This is a genomic window from Halorubrum sp. SP3 (assembly GCF_005435195.1).
Classification (GTDB): Archaea; Halobacteriota; Halobacteria; order Halobacteriales; family Haloferacaceae; genus Halorubrum; species Halorubrum sodomense.
In genome coordinates this window covers 1-215 of record NZ_SGTU01000805.1, presented here as the reverse complement: position 1 = coordinate 215, position 215 = coordinate 1, and the positions used below count along the sequence as shown (strand labels likewise).

Below are 215 nucleotides of genomic sequence, written 5' to 3'. Positions count from 1 at the left end.
CCCGAGCGGCCAGTTCTCGGTGAAGATCAGCCCCTGAAGCCCGTCGAGCTGACCGAGCGCGATGCCCATGTCGCCGTACGTGCTGAAGTACGCCATCCAGCGCTCGGGCACCGCGTCGAACGCGACCTCGCCCATCGGGGCCATCTCGACGGTGTAGCCCGCGTCGGCCGTCGACTCGGCCGCGGCGTCGTCGTCCGAGCCCGCGGTCCCGTTCG

At 71.2% G+C, this 215-nt stretch carries 1 pseudogene; it reads right to left on the bottom strand.

The features are described from left to right. Positions 1–215: pseudogene (locus EXE42_RS18275) on the bottom strand (ABC transporter substrate-binding protein); the annotation flags it as partial.